Source organism: Flavobacterium davisii (assembly GCF_019565505.1).
Classification (GTDB): Bacteria; Bacteroidota; Bacteroidia; order Flavobacteriales; family Flavobacteriaceae; genus Flavobacterium; species Flavobacterium davisii.
Genome location: NZ_CP067378.1, coordinates 2,190,179 through 2,209,765, shown reverse-complemented (window position 1 = coordinate 2,209,765; position 19,587 = coordinate 2,190,179). Strand labels below are relative to the sequence as shown.

The 19,587-nt window shown below is 37.1% G+C and carries 7 protein-coding genes, 2 tRNA genes, 2 rRNA genes and 4 pseudogenes; 2 read left to right on the top strand and 13 right to left on the bottom strand.

Annotated features, from left to right (window positions below):
• Positions 1 to 170: 170 nt before the first annotated feature.
• The 4 genes from JJC05_RS10605 to JJC05_RS10590 all read right to left on the bottom strand — a co-directional run bounded on the left by JJC05_RS10605 (position 171) and on the right by JJC05_RS10590 (position 5,142).
• A 23S ribosomal RNA gene (locus tag JJC05_RS10605) occupies positions 171 to 3,065 on the bottom strand.
• Between the two features lie 207 nt (positions 3,066 to 3,272).
• Positions 3,273 to 3,346, bottom strand: a tRNA-Ala gene (locus JJC05_RS10600).
• A gap of 112 nt (positions 3,347 to 3,458) precedes the next feature.
• A tRNA-Ile gene (locus JJC05_RS10595) sits at positions 3,459 to 3,532 on the bottom strand.
• 96 nt (positions 3,533 to 3,628) lie between these two features.
• Positions 3,629 to 5,142, bottom strand: a 16S ribosomal RNA gene (locus tag JJC05_RS10590).
• Together the 16S and 23S rRNA genes with 2 tRNA genes alongside form the textbook arrangement of a ribosomal RNA operon.
• A gap of 1,173 nt (positions 5,143 to 6,315) precedes the next feature.
• Here JJC05_RS10590 and JJC05_RS10585 point away from each other — a divergent pair.
• The gene (locus JJC05_RS10585; protein ID WP_123901257.1) at positions 6,316 to 6,714 is read left to right on the top strand and encodes a phosphatase PAP2 family protein; all 399 of its coding nucleotides are present in this window, start codon (positions 6,316 to 6,318) and stop codon (positions 6,712 to 6,714) included.
• A gap of 43 nt (positions 6,715 to 6,757) precedes the next feature.
• On the opposite strand, the gene JJC05_RS10580 is transcribed toward JJC05_RS10585, so the two are convergent.
• From JJC05_RS10580 to JJC05_RS10540, 9 genes and pseudogenes are all read right to left on the bottom strand, one after another.
• Positions 6,758 to 7,438 carry an outer membrane beta-barrel protein gene (locus JJC05_RS10580; protein ID WP_235877358.1) on the bottom strand — a complete coding sequence of 227 codons (681 nt, stop codon included), beginning with the start codon at positions 7,436 to 7,438 and terminating at the stop codon, positions 6,758 to 6,760.
• A gap of 94 nt (positions 7,439 to 7,532) precedes the next feature.
• Positions 7,533 to 9,335 (bottom strand): annotated as a pseudogene (locus tag JJC05_RS10575) (cytochrome c oxidase subunit I).
• 73 nt (positions 9,336 to 9,408) lie between these two features.
• Positions 9,409 to 10,545 (bottom strand): cytochrome c oxidase subunit II, encoded by a 1,137-nt coding sequence (locus JJC05_RS10570; protein ID WP_235877357.1) that lies wholly within the window; start codon positions 10,543 to 10,545, stop codon positions 9,409 to 9,411.
• 19 nt (positions 10,546 to 10,564) lie between these two features.
• The gene (locus JJC05_RS10565) at positions 10,565 to 12,046 is read right to left on the bottom strand and encodes a cation-translocating P-type ATPase (RefSeq protein WP_105195313.1); all 1,482 of its coding nucleotides are present in this window, start codon (positions 12,044 to 12,046) and stop codon (positions 10,565 to 10,567) included.
• Between the two features lie 19 nt (positions 12,047 to 12,065).
• Positions 12,066 to 12,614, bottom strand: coding sequence for a c-type cytochrome (locus JJC05_RS10560; RefSeq protein WP_088391662.1), 549 nt, complete (start codon positions 12,612 to 12,614; stop codon positions 12,066 to 12,068).
• 7 nt (positions 12,615 to 12,621) lie between these two features.
• Positions 12,622 to 13,145 (bottom strand): annotated as a pseudogene (locus JJC05_RS10555) (DUF3341 domain-containing protein).
• A gap of 6 nt (positions 13,146 to 13,151) precedes the next feature.
• Positions 13,152 to 14,557: pseudogene (gene nrfD, locus JJC05_RS10550) on the bottom strand (NrfD/PsrC family molybdoenzyme membrane anchor subunit).
• Between the two features lie 26 nt (positions 14,558 to 14,583).
• Positions 14,584 to 17,609, bottom strand: a pseudogene (locus tag JJC05_RS10545) (TAT-variant-translocated molybdopterin oxidoreductase).
• Positions 17,610 to 17,642: 33 nt separating this feature from the next.
• Positions 17,643 to 18,977, bottom strand: a complete 1,335-nt coding sequence (locus JJC05_RS10540; RefSeq protein ID WP_105195315.1) for a c-type cytochrome — start codon at positions 18,975 to 18,977, stop codon at positions 17,643 to 17,645.
• Positions 18,978 to 19,193: 216 nt separating this feature from the next.
• Here JJC05_RS10540 and JJC05_RS10535 point away from each other — a divergent pair, with 216 nt between their 5' ends.
• Entirely contained in the window at positions 19,194 to 19,583 is a 390-nt protein-coding gene (locus JJC05_RS10535) for a sporulation protein (protein ID WP_105195316.1), read from the top strand.
• The last annotated feature ends 4 nt before the right edge of the window (positions 19,584 to 19,587 follow it).

Below are 19,587 nucleotides of genomic sequence, written 5' to 3'. Positions count from 1 at the left end.
GCCACTAGTTTGTGCTTTTCCATTAAACTCTTGGCTTATGCCTTTTGCCTAATGGCTAATATTTTAACATATTGAGATAAATATTCAAATTTGTTTATAATCCTTTTTAGGTAAAGAAAGAATTTTACGCCCCACCCTGACTCCTCCCCTTTGGGGAGGTTGGGTGGGGCTACAATAAGCTTACGGGTTATTAGTACTACTTGACTCTGACATTACTGCCTTTACATCTATAGCCTATCAACGTGGTCATCTTCCACGACCCTTAAAAGAAATCTCATCTTGTGGTGGGTTTCGCGCTTATATGCTTTCAGCGCTTATCCCTTCCCAACGTAGCTACTCTGCGGTGCTCCCGGCGGAACAACAGATACACCAGCGGTTGGTCCAACTCGGTCCTCTCGTACTAGAGTCAGATCCACTCAAATTTCTAACGCCCACAGTAGATAGAGACCGAACTGTCTCTCGACGTTCTGAACCCAGCTCGCGTGCCACTTTAATGGGCGAACAGCCCAACCCTTGGGACCTTCTCCAGCCCCAGGATGTGACGAGCCGACATCGAGGTGCCAAACCCCCCGTCGATGTGAGCTCTTGGGGGAGATCAGCCTGTTATCCCCGGCGTACCTTTTATCCTTTGAGCGATGGCCCTTCCATGCGGAACCACCGGATCACTATGCTCTACTTTCGTACCTGATCGACCTGTATGTCTCTCAGTCAAGCTCCCTTTTGCCATTGCACTCTACGCACGGTTACCAAGCGTGCTGAGGGAACCTTTAGAAGCCTCCGTTACTCTTTTGGAGGCGACCACCCCAGTCAAACTACCCACCAAGCAATGTCCTCCTTTTTTAGGAGTTAGACCTCAGATAAGCAAAGGGTGGTATTTCAACAATGACTCCACAACGCCTAGCGACGCCATTTCACAGTCTCCCACCTATCCTACACATCACTTATCCAAGACCAATACTAAGCTATAGTAAAGGTGCACAGGGTCTTTTCGTCCCACTGCGGGTAATCGGCATCTTCACCGATACTACAATTTCACCGAGCTCATGGCTGAGACAGTGTCCAGATCGTTACACCATTCGTGCAGGTCGGAACTTACCCGACAAGGAATTTCGCTACCTTAGGACCGTTATAGTTACGGCCGCCGTTTACTGGGGCTTCAATTCAATGCTTCTCCGAAGATAACATCTCCTCTTAACCTTCCAGCACCGGGCAGGTGTCAGGCCCTATACGTCATCTTACGATTTTGCAGAGCCCTGTGTTTTTGATAAACAGTCGCTACGGACCTTTTCACTGCGGCCAGCTTGCGCTGGCGACCTTTCTCCCGAAGTTACAGGTCTATTTTGCCTAATTCCTTAGCCATGAATCTCTCGAGCGCCTTAGGATACTCTCCTCAACTACCTGTGTCGGTTTACGGTACGGGTACTTATAATCTATGTTTAGAAGGTTTTCTTGGCAGCCTTTAGGTACACTATCCCTTCATCCGAAGAATCCGAGTACTATCGCATTTCACCAGTCCCAGCGGATTTGCCTACCGGGCCTTTAGCTAAGTGCTTTAACGAACTATTCCGTCAGTTCGCGGTACTTTCACCACTGCGTCACTCCATCACAATTATAACTAGTACGGGAATATTAACCCGTTGGCCATCGACTACTCCTTTCGGATTTGCCTTAGGACCCGACTAACCCGCAGCTGATTAGCATAGCTGCGGAAACCTTAGTTTTTCGGCGGGGGTGTTTCTCGCACCCCTTATCGTTACTTATGCCTACATTTTCTTTTCTAACCTCTCCAGCACCTCTCACAAGATACCTTCGGTGATGTTAGAATGCTCCCCTACCACTTGTACTTAGTACAAATCCATAGCTTCGGTAGTATACTTATGCCCGATTATTATCCATGCTCGATCGCTCGACTAGTGAGCTGTTACGCACTCTTTAAATGAATGGCTGCTTCCAAGCCAACATCCTAGCTGTCGATGCAATCAAACCGCGTTTGTTCAACTTAGCATACATTTGGGGACCTTAGCTGATGGTCTGGGTTCTTTCCCTCTCGGACTTGGACCTTAGCACCCAAGCCCTCACTGCTCAATATATTATATAGCATTCGGAGTTTGTCAGGAATTGGTAGGCGGTGAAGCCCCCGCATCCAATCAGTAGCTCTACCTCTATATAACTTAACTTGAGCGCTGCACCTAAATGCATTTCGGGGAGTACGAGCTATTTCCGAGTTTGATTGGCCTTTCACCCCTACCCACAGATCATCCCAAGACTTTTCAACGTCAACGGGTTCGGACCTCCACTTTGGGTTAACAAAGCTTCATCCTGTCCATGGGTAGATCACACGGTTTCGCGTCTACCACTACTGACTTAATTCAATCCCTTAGATTGAACGCGCCCTATTCAGACTCGCTTTCGCTACGGATCCGTGACTTAATCACTTAACCTTGCCAGCAACGGTAACTCGTAGGCTCATTATGCAAAAGGCACGCCGTCACAACTTATGTTGCTCCGACCGCTTGTAGGCGTATGGTTTCAGGTTCTATTTCACTCCGTTATTCACGGTTCTTTTCACCTTTCCCTCACGGTACTGGTTCACTATCGGTCTCTCAGGAGTATTTAGCCTTAGCGGATGGTCCCGCCAGATTCAGACAGGGTTTCACGTGCCCCGCCCTACTCAGGATACCACTATTCTTTATATTCTTTACTTATACGGGACTATCACCCTCTTGGGTTAACCTTTCCAGGTTATTCTAATTCAGTTTACAAGAAATATTGTGGTCCTACAACCCCGTTATTGCCGTAACAATAACGGTTTGGGCTAATGCGCTTTCGCTCGCCACTACTTACGCAATCACTTTTGTTTTCTTCTCCTCCGCCTACTTAGATGTTTCAGTTCAGCGGGTTCGCCTCCTATCGGATACTATGTCTTCAACATAGTGGGTTGCCCCATTGGGATATCTGCGGATCAATTCGTATGTGCCGATCCCCGCAGCTTTTCGCAGCTTATCACGTCCTTCTTCGCCTCTGAGAGCCTAGGCATTCCCCATACGCCCTTATTTTGCTTATTGTTTTCTTTATTCTTTTAGCCATTAGTCAATAGCCATAAGCCACTAGTGCCTATTGCTTTTTTACTAATCACTAAAGATGTTCTTTCTACTTGTTTGTATGTTTATCTCAATATGTCAATGAACTTTGAGCCCCCTCCAGCTCCCCCGAAGGGGGAGAGCCGATTGCTCTGTGTTCCTCCCCTTTGGGAAGGTTAGGAGGGGCTGTTGTGGAGAATATCGGAGTCGAACCGATGACCTCCTGCGTGCAAGGCAGGCGCTCTAGCCAGCTGAGCTAATCCCCCATTGTCTATTTTGAATGTTGAATTATTTTTTTGAATTATTTTTCAAATTCATCATTTAAAATTTATAATTCAAAATTCGCTTCTAGAATTTCCTTTTTATAACTTTAAATAGTAGTCCCGGGCAGACTCGAACTGCCGACCCCTACATTATCAGTGTAGTACTCTAACCAGCTGAGCTACGAGACTCTGTATTTTAAGCCTTTTCTTTTTTTTGAATTAACAGCGAGAGTAAGATTTTAATTTAAATTTAATTTTAAATCACATCCTTTTTTTTGTCTCTAGAAAGGAGGTGTTCCAGCCGCACCTTCCGGTACGGCTACCTTGTTACGACTTAGCCCTAGTTACCAGTTTTACCCTAGGCAGCTCCTTGCGGTCACCGACTTCAGGTACCCCCAGCTTCCATGGCTTGACGGGCGGTGTGTACAAGGCCCGGGAACGTATTCACCGCAGCATGGCTGATCTGCGATTACTAGCGAATCCAGCTTCACGGAGTCGAGTTGCAGACTCCGATCCGAACTGAGAACGGTTTTTTAGATTCGCGCCTACTTGCGTAGTGGCTGCTCTCTGTACCGTCCATTGTAGCACGTGTGTAGCCCAAGGCGTAAGGGCCGTGATGATTTGACGTCATCCCCACCTTCCTCACGGTTTGCACCGGCAGTCTTGTTAGAGTTCCCGACATTACTCGATGGCAACTAACAACAGGGGTTGCGCTCGTTATAGGACTTAACCTGACACCTCACGGCACGAGCTGACGACAACCATGCAGCACCTTGAAAAACGTCCGAAGAAAGATCTGTTTCCAAATCTGTCGTTTCCCATTTAAGCCTTGGTAAGGTTCCTCGCGTATCATCGAATTAAACCACATGCTCCTCCGCTTGTGCGGGCCCCCGTCAATTCCTTTGAGTTTCACTCTTGCGAGCGTACTCCCGGGTGGGATACTTATCACTTTCGCTTAGCCACTCAGGTTGCCCCAAACAGCTAGTATCCATCGTTTACGGCGTGGACTACCGGGTATCTAATCCTGTTCGCTCCCCACGCTTTCGTCCATCAGCGTCAATATACTCGTAGTAACCTGCCTTCGCAATTGGTATTCCATGTAATCTCTAAGCATTTCACCGCTACACTACATATTCTAGTTACTTCCAAGTAATTCAAGTCTTACAGTATCAATGGCCGTTTGATCGTTGAGCGACCAGATTTCACCACTGACTTATAAAACCGCCTACGGACCCTTTAAACCCAATGATTCCGGATAACGCTTGGATCCTCCGTATTACCGCGGCTGCTGGCACGGAGTTAGCCGATCCTTATTCTTACAGTACCGTCAAGCTCCCTCGCAAGGGAGTGTTTCTTCCTGTACAAAAGCAGTTTACACACCATAGATGCGTCATCCTGCACGCGGCATGGCTGGGTCAGTCTTGCGACCATTGCCCAATATTCCTCACTGCTGCCTCCCGTAGGAGTCTGGTCCGTGTCTCAGTACCAGTGTGGGGGATCTCCCTCTCAGGACCCCTACCCATCGTGGCCATGGTAAGCCGTTACCTTACCATCTAGCTAATGGGACGCATGCTCATCTTGTACCGTTGGAACTTTAATCATAATGTGAGGCCACATCATAATACTATGGGGTATTAATCCAAATTTCTCTGGGCTATCCCCCTGTACAAGGTAGATTACATACGCGTTACGCACCCGTGCGCCGGTCTCAAAGGAGCAAGCTCCTTCTACCCCTCGACTTGCATGTGTTAAGCCTGCCGCTAGCGTTCATCCTGAGCCGGGATCAAACTCTTCATCGTATATCTTTTGTAACCCTAAGGTTAAATATTGTGGACAAAGAATGCTAGTTTTCTTACTCTCTTAAATTTTATTGTTTTAATATCTCTATTAAAACGTGCTGTCAATCCAATATGTCTATGAACTTTTTATTCTTATTTTTCGCTTTTGACTTAGCGTCTTAGCGGGTGCAAAGGTAAAAATTCTTTTTAAATTCGCAAGACTTTTTTTTGAAAACTTTTTTTGAAGTAAGCTTCTAAAAATGTCTTAACAATAACTTAATGAACTTCGCTGTTGCGGGTGCAAAGATACGCTCGTTTTTTTCTTTTTTCCTAGTGTTTTGTCTTATTTTTTTAGTTTTTTATTTTAATTGCTGTTTATCAAATAGTTAAAACCTTTTTTCAGCTTACGGAGGTAGATAGTTGAATGTAGATAATAAAAATACTTTTATATTGGGGCGATTCTAAAATTATACTTATTGTCTAAACTTGCATTCTTTTTAACAAAACAATACTATAATAAATGTTGTACTATTAAGTTATTTTTTTAATTTAAAAAGAACTTTTCAAAATTGACAAAATTTCTAAATTGTTTCTAATATATCCGTATTGCCAACATTTATAAGTTAAATTAAAATCATGTCTTCGAATTTTATTAGATAATTAGAATTGTTTATTGTCTCTTTTTAGATTGGATCTAATAATGGAATTGTCTATCTTTAATTATGGAATTATATACGATTTTAATCTTTTATTAATTTTCTAACCGAATAAGTTTTCGATTTTATGATAATAAACTTTATTGTATAGTGATTAAAAGATTTTTTTAATAAAAAAGACTTCAATAAATGTGTTTGTTTTAAATTTTATATTAAGTTTATTTTGTATTGGGAATAATGCTTGTATAACGAGGGTAATTAATACAGAATTATCAAATCTGGTAGTTTATATTTTGAATCCGAATATTTAACCTATTATTTAATAAATAAAATGAAACTATTCTTCTCTATTTTTTCTTATATCTTTCATCCTTTATTTATTTCTTTTTATACTATCGTATTTTATAAATTTTCTAATACTGAGTTTTTTCTTTGTCGGTATTGTATAGATTATATATATAAAGCTTTTATTATCACTATTCTTATTCCTATCGCTATTTTTTATTTTTTAATACGATTCAAAAAAATAGAGGATGCTATGATTGGTAATATAAATGAGCGAAAAATACCGTTAGTACTTCAATTAATATTATATGGTATTATAATGTATTTTTTAGTTAATACAGATGAAGCACCCGAATTATTGGATTATTTTTTAGCTAATAGTATGAGTACGTTTATTGCTTTTTGTTTTATTTTTTTAAATAAAAAAATAAGTTTACACATGCTTAGTATAGTAAGCACAAGTTTATGGATAAGTTTTTATTGTAGTAAATTAAATTTTATATCTTTTTTTATTTTGATTCATGTACTTTTTATTTTGACTGTTTCTGTTGGTATATCGAGGTTGATTATGAAAGCTCATACTCCAATAGAATTAATTCAAGGATCTATAATTGGTGCTATTCCACAATTATTTTTAATTTTATATAGATAGGATTTTCTTATACTTCTAGGGCATAATATCTTATAAAATAAAATTATAAGATGTAAAATATTAGACCTAAATTTAGGGAACGAATTTTTTCTGAACTTTCATTAAAAAATGCTTTTCTAAAAAAATCATTTAATCCATAGGAGAGGTAAATGTTTCCACTATTATATCCTGCTGTAAGATATACTGAATAGAGAAAACGATTAAAATCTGGATTATTTACCACTTTATATTCATATTTAGAACTAACAAATTGAGATTGGTTATACAATACATAACTTGCTTTTATTCCCCCATATACTCTCCAAAAGCGATGACTTTGAGGAGTAGAGTTTCGCCAACGAAATTCTAATGGAACGTCAATTGTGACAAATGAAAAACGATTTTTATCATATATTTCCCCTTTTGGAATAATTGAGTATTGAATAAGATCTTCATTTTTTTTTATGAGTAAATTTTGTTTAAAATTAGAATATGAAAAGCCTAAACACGGTGCAACTGCAAAGGTTCTTAGTTTGTTAATGGGCATATCTCTTAAAAAACCTAAGAAGATACTTCCTGAAGTTGAATTTTGAGAGACACTCTGAGGTTTATTGTTAATTACGTTATAAGTAATTCCAAAATAAAATTGATCTTCTCTGTATAAAGAATCTAATACTTTTATTTCTGGTTGATTTTGCGTAAAACCAAAAAATGGGATAAAAATAAATAAATAAAAGGCTTTCATAAATATTAAAAAGAATCTTAAATCAGTAATAAAGAAAGTATAAAATTAAAAAAATGCCTCTCAAAGGAGAGGCATTTGAAAAAAGTTTTTATAATTAAGCGTGATGTAATTCTTGTTCGCCTTCTTTCATTGGAACTGTTTGAGGAACAAAATCACCTTCATGTCCGGCTTAGAATAATCGTAAGCCCAACGATGTACAGTAGGTAATTCTCCCGGCCAGTTACCATGAACATGCTCTACAGGAGCAGTCCATTCTAATGTATTAGATTTCCAAGGATTTTGTTCTGCTTTTTTTCCATAGAAAATACTATAGAAGAAATTCCACATAAATATTAATTGGAAAGCAGCACCTATTAATGCAAAAGCCGTAATTAAAACGTTAACATCTGCTAGGTCATCAAATAAAGGAAAATTAGAATTTGTGTAGTAACGACGTGGTAAACCAGCCATACCAATAAAGTGCATTGGATAGAACACCCCATAAGCACAAACTGCTGTAATCCAGAAATGGATATAACCTAAGGTTTTATTCATCATTCTTCCAAACATTCTAGGGAACCAATGATAAACGCCTGCAAAGAAACCATATAGAGCTGAAATACCCATTACTAAGTGGAAGTGAGCGATTACGAAATATGTATCGTGTACATTAATATCTAACGTAGAGTCACCTAATATAATACCTGTTAAACCTCCTGAGATAAAAGTAGAAACTAAACCTATAGAGAATAACATTGCTGGATTCATTTGTAAATTACCTTTCCATAAAGTTGTAATATAGTTAAAGGCTTTAACAGCAGAAGGGATTGCAATCAATAATGTTGTGAAGGTAAATACAGATCCTAAGAAAGGGTTCATACCTGACAAGAACATGTGATGTCCCCAAACGATTGTTGATAAAAATGCAATAGCTAACATTGAAGCGATCATTGCACGGTAACCAAAAATAGGTTTACGAGCATTTGTAGCAATAATTTCGGATGTGATTCCTAAAGCAGGTAATAATACGATATATACTTCTGGGTGACCTAGGAACCAAAATAAGTGTTCAAATAGTACTGGAGAACCTCCTTGATAATGTAATACTTCTCCTGAAATAAAAATATCAGATAAGAAGAATGATGTTCCTAAACTTCTGTCCATTATTAACATTAAAGCTGCTGATAATAATACAGGGAAAGAAACAATACCAATAATTGCTGTGATAAAGAAAGCCCAAACAGTTAATGGTAAACGTGTCATAGACATCCCTTTAGTTCTTAAATTAATAACTGTAACTACGTAATTTAAAGATCCCATTAAGGAAGAGGCAATAAAGATAGCCATAGAAACTAACCATAAAGTCATACCTGTACCAGAACACGGAATTGCTTGTGGTAATGCAGATAATGGAGGATATATGGTCCATCCTGCTGATGCTGGTCCTGATTCAACAAATAAAGATGAAATCATAATTACTGCTGAGAGGAAAAACAACCAATAAGAAACCATATTCATAAATCCAGATGCCATATCTCTAGCACCAATTTGTAATGGAATAAGTAAGTTACTGAAAGTACCGCTTAAACCAGCAGTTAATACGAAGAATACCATGATAGTACCATGAATCGTTACTAACGCTAGGTAAATATCATTACGCATTACTCCTCCCCGGAGCCATTTTTTCGCCTAAAAACATTTTGAAAACACCAAAAGATTCTTCAGGCCATGCAATTTGCATACGGAATAATAAAGACATTACTACCCCAATGATTCCCATAATAATACCCGTAATTAGGTATTGTTTAGCAATCATCTTATGGTCAATACTAAAAATATATTTAGTAATGAAAGTATCTTTATGGTGGTGTGCGTGATCGTGATCGTGTGCGTGATCGTGCTCATGTGCTGCTGCCATATTTTTCTATTTTAATTTCTTAATAAGTTATATTATTTTTTAACAGCTGTTGAGTCAGCTACTTCAGCTACCACTACAGTATCTGCTTTTTTAGGAGCTTCCATTTCTTTTTTGCTCCTGCTGCTTCAGCTGCTTTTGCAGCTTGTTCTTCTTTTACTGCTTTAACAATAGTTCCTTTGTCTTTTAACCATGCTTGGAATTGATCTGGTGTATCTACAATAATTTTCATTTGCATATTGTAGTGAGATGCTCCACAAATTTTATTGCATAAAACTAAATAATCAAATGTATAAGGATCTAATGCTGTTTTACCTTCTGCTACTAACTCAGCACTTTTTTTAGCTCTTATTTTATTGATTGCAGCTACTTTTTCTACGATTGCAGGGTCTTGACGCATTTCATCTGTTGTTACAGTAGGAGTAAAAGCAAACTCCGTAACCATACCTGGCACACAGTTCATCTGCGCTCTAAAGTGAGGCATATAGGCTGAGTGAATAATGTCTTGTGAACGCAATTTAAATAACACTTTTTTCCCTTTAGGTATGTGTAATTCTTGAACTGCAATATCATCTTGCGCATTTGGATCATTTAGATCAACACCTAGCGTATTAACTCCTTCAATTAATCTTACATTAGCTTTACCTAATACGTTATCTTTACCTGCATAACGTGCCTCCCAACTAAATTGTTTTGCGTATAATTCAACAACTATTACATCTTCATCCTTATCAACAAACATAATATTTGTCCAAGTATAAAGTCCGTAAAGAATTAAACCCGCTAGAGTTATCACAGGTATAATAGTCCAAATAAATTCTAATTTGTCATTATCCGCGTAATATAAAGCTTTTTTACCTTCTTCACCTCGATATTTGAACGCAAAGTAATGTAATAGCACTTGTGTAATTGCTTGTACTAAAAATATAATTCCTAATGAAATTCCCATTAAGCGATCATAATCAGGTCCATGTTCAGATGCTGGTGTACCTAAAGCTAAATGTCCCCATTTTAACAATCCATAGATCATAAAAATGTAAAGGAATCCAAGAAAACCAATCATTAAATATCCATGAACTTTATTATCATTATCGGTAGCAATTTGTGAATCATCACTGTTTCTACCTACTTGAGTCAAGTCGAAAATTTTAGTCATTTGCCATATAGCAACCGATAATAAGACTAAAACTGTTAGAACCAACAAAGTTGTCATCTGTTTTCTTGTTTAATTATTAATAATGAAAATGTTTACTTTCTTCGATATAAGGGTTTCCTTTTGCTAATAAAGGTGCTTTAGATAAAGTGCTAAATACAACGTAAATAAATAACCCTGCAAAGAAAATTACTGATCCAATTTCTGCTGCACCAATAAACCATTGATCTCCTACTGTGGCAGGAAAAATCATATTATGAAAATCTAAATAGTGACCACATAAGATAACCACACCAGCCATCGTAATAATCCAAGGCACTCGTTTGAAATCAGAATTGATTAAAATTAACAATGGGAAGATGAAATTCATTGCAACCATACCAAAAAATGGTAGATTATAATTTTCAATTCTAAATTTAAAATAAGTAACTTCTTCTGGAATGTTTGAGTACCACATTAACATGAATTGGGAGAACCATAAATAAGTCCAAAATACAGAAACACCAAACATAAACTTAGCTAAATCATGGAAATGACTATTATTGATGAACTCTAAATATCCATTTGTCTTCAGGTATAAAGTAATTAAAGCAATTACTGTAATACCACTCACAAAGAAAGAAGCAAATACATACCATCCAAATAATGTAGAGAACCAGTGTGGATCTACTGACATGATCCAATCCCATGACATCATTGATTCTGATACTAGAAAGAATGCTAAAAATGCTGCAGATGCTTTAAAATTCTTTTTGTAATATAATAAATCTTTTGTTTCGTCTAAAGCTAATGAATTTTTACGAGTATAATAACGGTAAAAAATCCAACCTCCCAAGAAGATAGCAGCTCTAACTAGAAAGAAAGGTACGTTTAGGTAGCCTGATTTTCCTTTAATTAAATGATCATGGGCAACTACTTCAGGATCCATCCAAATAAACAAATGATTGATATGTATTCCTGCTAGTACTAAAATTACAAATACTACTATACCACCGGGTACTATATAGGATGTGATTGCTTCCATTACTCTAAATAATACTGGAGACCAACCTACTTGAGCAGCCCATTGAATGGCATAAAATGCTAATACTCCTAATGAAATTAGGAATACAAATAATGCTCCTACATATAATGCGGCCCATGGCTTATTTTGCAATTGATGAAAAACATGCTCAATATGTTCTTTATGATCATCATGTGAAGCTATTTCATGTTTTCCTTCAATAGGTTCAGCTACTTTTTCTTCATGAGAAGCTATTTCTGTGTGTACAGCCTCTACTTTTTCAGATAAGGTATCTTGTTTGTTTGTAGAAGTTGCGTCAGAATCATTTGTTGTCATTTTATCAGCATGAGTTTCTTCTTTATGCTCGGAAGTCATTTCATGCTTAATTTCAGCGTTAGCTGGTGCAGCATGGTGTTCTCCATGTGCATCAGCTGCTAATATTTTTTCTACGTCCTCAGTAGTCTTAGGTGCATTGAAAAAACCATACCCTATTCCTAAAAGACCAAGTGCCATTAGGACAAATGATAAGGTTCTTAATTTGCTTGAAAATGTATACATAACTCAATCGCGTATTTTATTATTTTAATTCAGACTTAAGTTTCATTACGTACTCAGCCACTTGCCATCTTTCTTTTTTATTCAATTGATTAGCATGTGAACCCATTGCATTTAAACCATAGGTTTCTACGTGAAAAACGCTACCTACTGTAATAGCACGGTCTTTATAACTAGGTACCCCTAAGAACTTTTCTCTTTGAACTAATTTACCTTTACCATCTCCTTTTTCACCATGACAGGAGATACAGTAAATATCAAATAATTCTTTACCTTTTTCGATATTGACAGCAGAAGAATCCAAAGGTGACTTCATTGCTTTAGATGCTTCATACCCAGCTGGAGTATTTGGCAACTCATAAGGAACAAAGCCTCTCTTGATTGTACCTTGAGCTGGCAACTGTCCTTCTTTACCATTTTTAAAAGCATTTGATTCTGAATAAGTCTCGTAAGCTACAGACTCATACATGTTTGGAAAAAACTGATAGTTTGGCTTATCATCACTTTTACATGAAAACAGTAATGAAGATAACCCCATTATTGCTGTTAAGGAATATACTACTCTTCTCATAATTTTATTAATGCTTTTCTACCACTTTTACTTCCACAGCACCTGTGCTTTGTAAGAAAGAAGTTAATTCGTCTTCATTATTATTAACAGCAACCTCCATTAGAAAGTGGTCATCTGTTGTACGTACATCTGGATTTTCAGCTTCTTTAAATGGCCATAATTTACTTCTCATATAAAAAGTAATTACCATTAAATGGGCTGCAAAAATACAGTTTCTTCAAACATTACCGGCACAAAAGCTGGCATATTTTGATAAAATGCAAAACTTGGTTTACCTCCAATATCTTGAGGCCAATCATTAATCATAATATTATTTAATAACCAAGTGGCAAATGATAAACCAGTACATCCATATAAGAATGCTGCAATAGCAATTCTTGTAGGTGCTAACCCCATTGCTTTATCTAAACCGTGAACCGGGAATGGAGTATAGACTTCTTCGATATGGTGGTGTGCTTTACGGGTAGCTTTTACAGCATCCATTAAGACATCATCATCATTATATAGTGCATGTATAACTTTATGACTCATGACTTATTAGTGATTATCGTGATTATGACCCTTTTTTTCTCTATCAGCTTTGTAGTTATCACCTGAAGTTTTCAAGATAGTTTTAACCTCTGCTTGAGCTACTACAGGGAATGTTCTTGAATACAATAAGAACAATACAAAGAAGAAACCAATTGTACCTACGAAGATACCTATATCTACAAATGTTGGTGAGAACATTGTCCATGAAGATGGTAAATAATCACGGTGTAATGATGTTACGATGATTACGAAACGTTCAAACCACATACCTATGTTTACAACTATAGAGATGATGAATGAGAACATGATACTCGTTCTTAATTTCTTGAACCACATGAACTGTGGAGAAAACACGTTACAAGTCATCATCGCCCAATATGACCACCAGTAAGGACCTGTAGCACGGTTTAAGAATGCGTATTGTTCGTATTCAACTCCTGAATACCAAGCAACGAATAACTCCGTGATATAGGCACAACCTACGATTGAACCTGTAATCATGATAACGATATTCATTAACTCGATGTGTTGGATAGTAATATAATCTTCTAAGTTCGATACTTTTCTCATGATGATAAGTAACGTATTTACCATGGCGAATCCAGAGAAAATCGCACCCGCAACGAAGTACGGAGGTAAGATAGTTGTATGCCATCCCGGAATAACCGAAGTAGCGAAGTCGAATGATACGATAGTGTGTACCGAAAGTACTAATGGAGTAGCTAAACCAGCTAATACAAGAGAAACCTCTTCAAAACGTTGCCAGTCTTTTGCTCTACCCGACCATCCGAAAGATAATATAGAGTAAATGTGTTTTGTAAATGGCGTTACTGCACGGTCACGTAACATAGCAAAGTCAGGTAATAAACCAGTCCACCAGAAAACTAATGACACTGATAAATACGTTGAAATTGCGAATACGTCCCATAATAAAGGCGAGTTGAAATTAACCCACAACGAACCAAATTGGTTCGGAATAGGCAACACCCAATAACCTAACCATGGACGTCCCATGTGAATAATAGGAAATAGACCTGCTTGAACTACTGAGAAAATAGTCATTGCTTCAGCAGAACGGTTAATAGCCATTCTCCATTTTTGACGGAATAATAACAATACAGCTGAAATTAGTGTACCTGCGTGACCGATACCTACCCACCATACAAAGTTGGTAATATCCCATGCCCAACCTACTGTTTTATTTAAACCCCGGTACCAATACCTTCGGTTATAGTGTATAGCATACAGCTAGCTCCCCAAAGGAACATAGCTAATGCGATATAAAATACTGTCCACCATTGTTTATTCGCTTTTCCTTCTACAGGACGAGCTACGTCTACCGTTACATCATGGTAGCTTTTGCTACCAAGTACTAAAGGCTTTCTGATAGGTGCTTCGTAATGAGACGACATAATCCTTTATCTTATTTCAATTAATATTAATTTCTAACTTTAACTTGGTAAACCACATTTGGCTGTGTTCCAATATGTTCTAATAAATGGTAAGAACGTTCTCCTGCTGCTAATTTAGCAACTTGAGAATTTTTATCATTTACATCACCAAATACCATAGCACCAGATGTACATGCATTTGAGCATGCTACTTGGAATTCACCATCTTGAATTACACGTCCTTCATTTTTGGCTTTTAAGATAGTAGCTTGAGTCATTTGGATACACATTGAACATTTTTCCATAACTCCACGAGAACGTAGGTTTACATCTGGATTTAATGCCATACGACCTAAATCATCATTCATGTGGTAGTTAAACTCTTCATTTTTATTGTATAAGAACCAGTTGAAACGACGCACTTTATAAGGGCAGTTGTTTGCACAGTAACGAGTACCCACACAACGGTTATATGCCATGTGATTTTGACCTTGACGACCATGAGAAGTAGCCGCAACTGGACATACAGTTTCACATGGAGCGTGGTTACAGTGCTGACACATTACTGGTTGGAACACTACTTGAGGATTTTCTGAAGCAGATTCTAACTCGATGTATTTGTTTCTTGAATCTAATAATCCAGAAGCTGAATGTTTTTTCTCATTATCGCCTTCAAAAGTAGTTTCAGAAGAATAGTATCTGTCGATACGTAACCAGTGCATATCACGGCTTCTTCTTACTTCTGATTTACCTACTACTGGAACGTTGTTTTCTGCATGACATGCAATAACACATGCTCCACAACCTGTACAAGAACTTAAATCGATAGATAAATTAAAATGATGACCAATTGTTCTATCAAAAGACTCCCATAAATCTACCGAAGTAGAAGGAACTTCTTTATGATCTAAAGATACTACAGGCATTACATTCCATTCAGCAGCATCTTTTGTATTAAAAATTTCTAAAGTAGTTTCTTTAATAATGTCATTACGACCCATTAAAGTTTTTTGTAACTGTACGCAAGCAAATTCATGTTCATCATTTCCTTTTTCAACAGAAACATTTTGTACTGTATTAAAATTCATGTAAGTAGGATAAGCATTAACTCCTACTTGCATTTCTTCTTTAAAGAAGCTTTTCGTCCATAACCTAAAGCTAAACCGATAGTTCCTTTAGCTTGGCCTGGCTGGATCATTACTGGCACATTTTCTAACTTCACACCTCCTACAGTAAGAGTAGCTGTATGTCCATTTAGACCTCCGTTTGCAACATTCCAGTTTTCAATACCTAATTTTTCAGCATCAGCCTTAGACATAGTTACATAGTTATCCCAAGAAGCACGTGTAATTGGATCTGGAAACTCTTGTAACCAAGGGTTGTTAGCTTGTTGTCCATCACCCATACCCGTTTTAGTGTATAAAACTAATTCCATACCAGCTGATTTAGCATTAGCTAAAACTACTGCAGCTGCATTGAAATCAGCACTTGTACCTGAAGCAGATGGCAGAGCTGTAAATTCAACTCCATCATGAACTAATTGGTTCCAAGTTTTAGCACCAGCATAAGCGCCACGGATATAATCGTAGTATGATTGACCATTTCCTATCCAAGATAATAAAGCATCTTGAAATTGAACTGTATCAAACAATGGACGGATAGTAGGCTGTGTGATAGCGTAGCTCCCTTTCACAATGCTTACATCACCCCAAGATTCTAAATAATGAGGTATAGCTACAGCAATAGTAGAAGCTAAAGCTGTTTCATCTTCTTTCATTGTGAAACTAACAGCTAACTTTACTTTTTTTAATGCTTCTGTAAATTCTTTAGTATTTGGTAAAGTATAAACAGGATTAACGTTATTCATGATTAAAGTATGAATAACTCCTGCATTCATATCAGCAATTAATTGCTTAACATCGGCATTATTTCCTTTACGGATCTGACGTGTATTTCCTGTAATGAAAGCTTCACTTGATAGAGCACGGTTAATCGCTAATACTAATAATTGGGCATTTTTATCATCAATTCCACAAACTAAAACACCTTTAGTACCAGCCGCTTTTAATTGTTGCGCTGCTTTTGCTACTTCAGGATTACTTGCAACACTTACGGTAGCACCAGTAACGATGTTATAAATTTGTACTAAAGCTTGCTTTTGTTGCGCCACAGTCATAGGAACACGCTTATCAGCAGCAGCACCAGACAATGTCATATTAGCTTCAAACTGGTAATGTTTCGACATTTTACCATTTTGAGGGATACGACCTTGAGCATAACCAGCATCAAAACCACCACCTTGCCAATCACCTAAGAAATCAGCACCTACGGAAACAATTACATTAGCTTTTGAAAAATCATAATCTGCTAAAGCTCTTTCGCCGTAAATCATCTGAAAGGCATCTAAAGCTTCTGATGAAGAGACTGCATCATATACTACGTGCTTCGCATTTGTATTAGCTGCTAAGAATTGACTAATTAAACGATCTGTAGATGAAGAAGCAGAAGTATTCGTTAATAAAACAACTTTACCTCCTTTCGTTTTTGCTTCAGCAATACTCGCTTTAATCATAGCATTTGCTTCAGCCCAAGAAGAGTCTTTCCCTGCTATTTTCGAATTTTTGAGACGTAGGCTATCGTACAAAGATAACACAGACGCATGAACACGAGCATTAGCATGGAAGTTTGCTCCTTCCATTTTGTTATTTTCAATCTTAATAGGACGACCTTCACGAGTCTTAACTAAGATATTAGCGAAATCAAAACCATCCGAGAATGAAGTTGCATAATAATCTGCAATTCCGGGAATGATTTCCTCAGGTTGAACTACATAAGGAATTGACTTATGTACCGGACCTTCACAAGCAGCTAGTGTTGCAGCAGCTGTACTGAATCCCACATACTTAAGAAAATCACGACGTGTTGTATTAGAAGATGCTAACGAAGCAGCATCACCTAAAAACTCATCTGTTGGAATCTCTTCAACAAACTCGTTATTTCTAAGCGTCTCAACAATAGAGCTATTTTCGTTTAGCTCTTCAACACTTTTCCAGTATTTTTTGTTTGATGACATATTATATATAAAAATTAGCTTCTTAATAAATTATTAGTAGTGACATTTACCACATTCTAAACCTCCCATTTGTGCAGCTGTCAATTTGTCTACACCATATTTTTTAGAAAGTTCTGCATGGATTTTCTCATAGTAGGCATTTCCTTCTACTTTAACAGCTGTTTCACGGTGACAATTTACACACCATCCCATAGTTAATGGAGAATATTGCTTCATTATTTCGAAAGTCTCAACAGGACCATGACATTTTTGACACTCGATACCAGCAACAGAAACGTGTTGAGAGTGATTAAAGTATACGAAATCTTGTAAGTTATGAATTCTAACCCATTTAACAGGTTTTTGTTTACCTGTATATTTTTGAGCCGTTTTATCCCATCCTACTGCATCGTATAATTTCTGAATTTCTGCAGTATAGAACTCCTTAGTATATTCTACATAGGTAGAATCTTTATCCCCTTGGAATTCAGAGATGTTTTTATGACAATTCATACAAACGTTTAATGACGGAATACCAGCATTTTTACTCGTACGAGCCGCAGAGTGACAGTACTTACAGTCGATACCATTATCACCTGCGTGAATTTTGTGTGAGTAATGAATAGGTTGAATTGGAGCATAATCCTGATCTACACCTACTTGCATTAAATAACCATAAGCAAAATAAGCACTTACCAAAATCAATAAGATAGTAGACACCAACACTAAGAATTGATTTCTAGCAAACGATTTCCATAAAGGCAACAAACTTAACTTACGATCTTTAACTTCTACTCCATTAGCAGCAGAAATTTTACGTAAAGTATTGTAAACCATGTACAACATACCTACTAAAACCGCTAACACAACAGCTAACAACCCTAACACAACATTGTTAGAAACACCGGAAGAATCAGCACTTTGACCATTAGCAACTGAACCAGCTACTGATGCTTTCACTTCTTCTTTAGGCTCTGAAGTATAGGCTATAATGTTATCGATATCAGCATCTGATAACTGAGGAAAGGCTGTCATAGGAACCTTATTAAACTCCTCAAAAACTTTCACAGCATCAGCATCTCCTGATGCAATTAAACCTTTTGAATTTCTAATCCACTGTCCTAACCAAGCTCTATCACGACGTTCCGCAACACCACGAAGCGCCGGACCTGTCATTTTAGCATCTAACTTGTGACAAGCTGCACAATTTGCGTTAAACAAAGCCTTCCCCGCAGCAGCATCTCCGGCAGCAGCTGGAGCCGCAGCAGCATCAGCTGGAGCTGAAGCAGCAGGTTCTTGAGCAAAAGAACTTAAAGAAACAGATAATAGAAACGCTAGATTTAACGCTACTACTCTTAAAAACGATTTATGGTTTCCCACCTTTTTCATAAATTAAATGGTTATCATCTAAATTTGGTATATTCTCTACAGTACAAATTGCACTGAATACAATACACCATTTAAAAAACTCCGACAAAAATACGACTTATGAAGTATTCTCAAAACCTTAAATATATCTTAAATATTAATTTATAATTGTTCTAAATAATTTAAAAGGCTTTATTTTTGAATTATACCTTACATTTGCTTAAAAAATCATTTATTATGAATATTTTAACATTTTGTAAATCTGCGTTTTACATTTACATTTCTTCTTTTTTCAGCATCAATATAAGCGCGCAAAATGCGCAAAAAAACATTCAGCAAGATCCCAGATTTGAACAACTTTTAAATGAAAAAAGAAAAATAAACAACAATATTCCTCTTTATGATTATTTCAAAATTCAAATTTTCACAGGAGAAAATGAAGAGGCTAAAAAAACATTGATTGAATTTCGTAAAAACAATAGAAATTTAGACGGAACTATTGTATTTCATACTCCTATTTATAAAGTTTGGATTGGTAATTTTAGAACACGAATAGAAGCTGAAAAAAAACTATTAGAGTTAAAGAAAAAATACCCTAATGCGTTTCTAATCAAACCGAACAAGTAATAAT